The sequence below is a fragment of the Candidatus Erwinia dacicola genome, from assembly GCF_001756855.1.
Taxonomy (GTDB): Bacteria; Pseudomonadota; Gammaproteobacteria; order Enterobacterales; family Enterobacteriaceae; genus Erwinia; species Erwinia dacicola.
Map to the genome: position 1 here is coordinate 1 of NZ_MAYS01000175.1, position 3,183 is coordinate 3,183.

Annotated in this window: 6 protein-coding genes and 1 pseudogene; all 7 read left to right on the forward strand. The window is 55.8% G+C overall.

The genetic code is table 11. From position 1 onward, the window contains the following. The coding region (locus BBW68_RS05305) for a transposase (protein WP_186821233.1) at positions 1-456 on the forward strand (456 nt) is incomplete at its 5' end. A gap of 137 nt (positions 457-593) precedes the next feature. Next, positions 594-833 carry a hypothetical protein gene (locus BBW68_RS18760; RefSeq protein ID WP_186821283.1) on the forward strand — a complete coding sequence of 80 codons (240 nt, stop codon included), beginning with the start codon at positions 594-596 and terminating at the stop codon, positions 831-833. Continuing rightward, a complete protein-coding gene (locus tag BBW68_RS15940; RefSeq protein ID WP_186821284.1) occupies positions 811-984 on the forward strand; it encodes a hypothetical protein in 174 nt (57 codons plus the stop codon). The genes BBW68_RS18760 and BBW68_RS15940 overlap by 23 nt, the downstream gene beginning before the upstream one ends. 13 nt (positions 985-997) lie before the next feature. Continuing rightward, positions 998-2,194, forward strand: a complete 1,197-nt coding sequence (gene traW / locus BBW68_RS05315; RefSeq protein WP_070134316.1) for a conjugal transfer protein TraW — start codon at positions 998-1,000, stop codon at positions 2,192-2,194. Beyond that, the gene (gene traX / locus BBW68_RS05320) at positions 2,191-2,613 is read left to right on the forward strand and encodes a conjugal transfer protein TraX (RefSeq protein WP_070134317.1); all 423 of its coding nucleotides are present in this window, start codon (positions 2,191-2,193) and stop codon (positions 2,611-2,613) included. Before traW ends, traX begins: the two co-directional genes overlap by 4 nt. Positions 2,614-2,757: 144 nt before the next feature. Next, positions 2,758-2,973: a hypothetical protein gene (locus BBW68_RS20560; RefSeq protein ID WP_148127553.1), complete on the forward strand. Its 216-nt coding sequence runs from the start codon at positions 2,758-2,760 to the stop codon at positions 2,971-2,973. Next, positions 2,930-3,022 (forward strand): annotated as a pseudogene (locus BBW68_RS18300) (transposase); the annotation flags it as partial. The gene BBW68_RS20560 and the pseudogene BBW68_RS18300, both read left to right, overlap by 44 nt. Positions 3,023-3,183 lie beyond the last annotated feature (161 nt).

The following is a 3,183-nucleotide window of genomic DNA, read 5'->3' on the forward strand; positions in this document are numbered from 1 at the left end:
TTCATGCGTAACGTGCTGGGGCGAGTCAGCAGAGCCAGCCAGTCGGTTGTCCGTGCCGCGTTGCAACAGGTGTTCGTGCAGACGGAGGAACAAAACGCCCATGCCACCTGGCGCGAGGTCGCGGCCCAGCTGGAAAAGAACTTCCCGGCAGTCACAGAGATGATGGACGAAGCGGAGGCGGAGGGGCTGGCGTACTTCGGGTTCCCGGGAGCGCACCGGGTGAAAATCCACTCCACGAACACGCTGGAGCGCCTGAATAAAGAGGTGAAGCGGCGTTCCCACGTGGTGGGTATTTTTCCCAACGAAGAGAGCATAACCCGGCTTCTGGGTGCGGTGCTGACGGAGCAGAACGAAGAATGGCTGTTGCAGAACCGCTACCTGCCGCAGCACAGCATGGCGGAGATAGAGCAGACCGCTGAAAACGATGTGATCGAGGCGCTGCCACTCAGCGCTTAACAGACATATTACCGGACCGGAAGGCCGGATCTGAATTTACACCACCTTGACGGACTCGACCCCACTTCCCGCATGAAATCCTGAAGTCAGCGAACAGTCTCTATCTGATGCAGCAGGTCAGCCATGAGGATCTTCCATTGCTGACTGAACATTTTGACGTGCCGGCACATACCGCACAGACGTTCCGCCATATTGGCTCCGGTGCTTCCCCAGACGGCAGTGGTACGCACTTTCTGGCGTGCTTCCGCCTGAAAACCGGCAGAGTAGTGCAGATCCTAAAAAATACTCTCGGCCCCAAGGAATTGTGGGCGCTCAACTCAACCCCGAAAGATGCCGCATTACGCGACCAGCTGTATGACCTGCTCGACGGTCGCTAAGGCCAGAGCTATCCTGGCTGAAGCCTTTCCGACCGGCAGCGCCGTCAACCTCATTGACCTGCGCCAGAAAGAAGCGCGAGAAACCGATCACGGCAACGTAATTAACCGACTGGCCAGCGAACTCATTGCCGCACGCGGCCTGCAAATCTGATTAAGGCGAACCCATGAAGAAACGACTCCTGGCTGTCACCATCGGCGGCCTGCTACTGTCCCCGTTTTATAGTTCAGCTTATACCGTCAATGTTAATAGCAGCATATCGATCACAACTGAGGTGGTTCCGCAGTTAAGTACAGCGAACGCAACCCTCGGAAGCATACTCTCCACCAACCAGCAGATTGGCGGCACCATCAGTTCCGGCAACGACAAGATTGCGGCCATGATCCAACAATCAACGGAGAACATGCAGCAATACGCCACCTATGCGCAGCAGGTGCAAAACCTGGAGCAGGCCAGGCGCAGCTACACCGTGCCGGACAGCATCTGCAGTGAGTCTGCCTCCGGGCAGGCCTCGCAGGTAGCCCGTCAGTCGGCTGCAAAACAGTCAGCGCTTTCCAGTGGTGGCGGTGTTCGGAACAGCGCCATCAAAAAGGCCCTGTCTTCTAAACCCGACGTCCCTGAAAAGGGGCTTTTTGCCACAGCAGAAATCCACCGAAACTACTGCACAAAGGAAGATGCGGATGCCTGGGGTGACCTCTGCAGCGGGGAATCGGCGTTACCGGGCGGAGATAAGGAAGTCCGCTCGCTACTGGCTGGCGCCGGGCCAGAAGATAAAGCCCCTGAGCTGACCTTCACCCAGGAACAGACCGATGCGGCGATGATGTACCTTAAAAACTCAGTCCGCCGTAGCCCCGGCCGGGCGCTGAAAAAGGGCGAAGTGAAAACAGACAGCGGTCGTCAGTACATCGGGATGATGACAGAGCATGACGCCATACAAAGCGCAGCTGAGCAACCTCAGCTGGCGATGGTCGCTGCCAGTCAGCCTAATGAAGCCACGAAAGACGTTCTGGCCGAAACACTCCAGACGCCATCGAGCAGGGCCTGGTCTGATGAGAATGCCTCAGCCGAAGCAAAGCGCACCGGCATGATGTCATTGCGTGAATTTGAGTCCTTCGAAGTCAATCGCCGGTACGCCAATACCGATTACCAGACCGACCTGCAGGCTATGGATGGCGACAACCTTTTGCGTGAGTCCATCCGAATCCAGAGCCTTCAGACCGCCATACTTTTAGGCATCAAGCAGCAGCTGCAGGAGAACGCCATTATCTCTGGCCAGCAGCTGAGTCTTGAGGGTGCCCAGTACTACGAACCTCGCCTGGCGCAGAAACTGCAGCAGGCCGCCGCCGGAGCTACACGCCAATGAAGAAAATAGGAAAGAAAGCCTGGTTTGCCGCCAATCTGGTTCTCCCGCTCTGGGAGGCCGGTCGCATGGTAAATGCCGCACGGTATGCGGCTGAGAAAAATGCGGAGCGGTTCCGCCGTCTGTGGCCTGAAGCTGCACAGAGAGAAAAAGAAATTCTCAGTTTTGATGAAGCCGTAGCCACCAGTGGTCACAGCCGGGAAGCACTGATGCGCCGTTTCTTGCTGGCTAAACGGATCTGGCTGGCCATGTTCGTCGTGGCCGCAAGCATCGTCATTTTGCTACCGGTGGGAACACTCCTTACAGCCCCTCCGGGTTCCGGGGTGCTGCTGATGCGTATGTTCAGCCTGATGTTCATGGTTTCCGCTTTCGCCGGCATGCTGTTTGTGTGTGCCATGAAAAACCAGTTTCACCTCTGGTAACTTCTCAGCCAGGAACTGGGATCGTTTACTCAGTGGCGGGCAACCGGCACCTGGCTTAAAGAGCTCTTCAGCTGGCGTGCCCCTTTCTGACCCTTTCCCTCTGCCATCCTTCGGATGCGCATTCTGTTCGTTACGGAAACCATTATGAAAAGACTGCTACTGTTACTGGCCGCCTTCGCGCTGGTCGGTCTGTCGTTGCCGGCATTTGCAGACAATATCAACTACGACACGATTAGCGGTGCGGCCACACGGTCCACCGACCTCTCTCGCCAGCTGCTTATCATGGTTTATGGCGATGTGGTGAATAACCCACTGCAGCCACGGGACGAAGCAGGAGGAAGCACTGACGCTGAGCGGTGATGAATTTATGGCGCGTTTTTCCTGGCACGTGCCGGAGAAACGGTTCCGAAACTGCTGGCCTGTCATGAGAAACTGGCGCAGATGAAAATTTGCGGTTAGGAACGGATGCAGGGATGATCCGTCCGGAAGGCAGAAAATACTTAAAAAATGGGGCTGTCCTAGATAAGGTTTAAATTTTACGTTTAACTATCTGTTTTAAAATAGTTAATT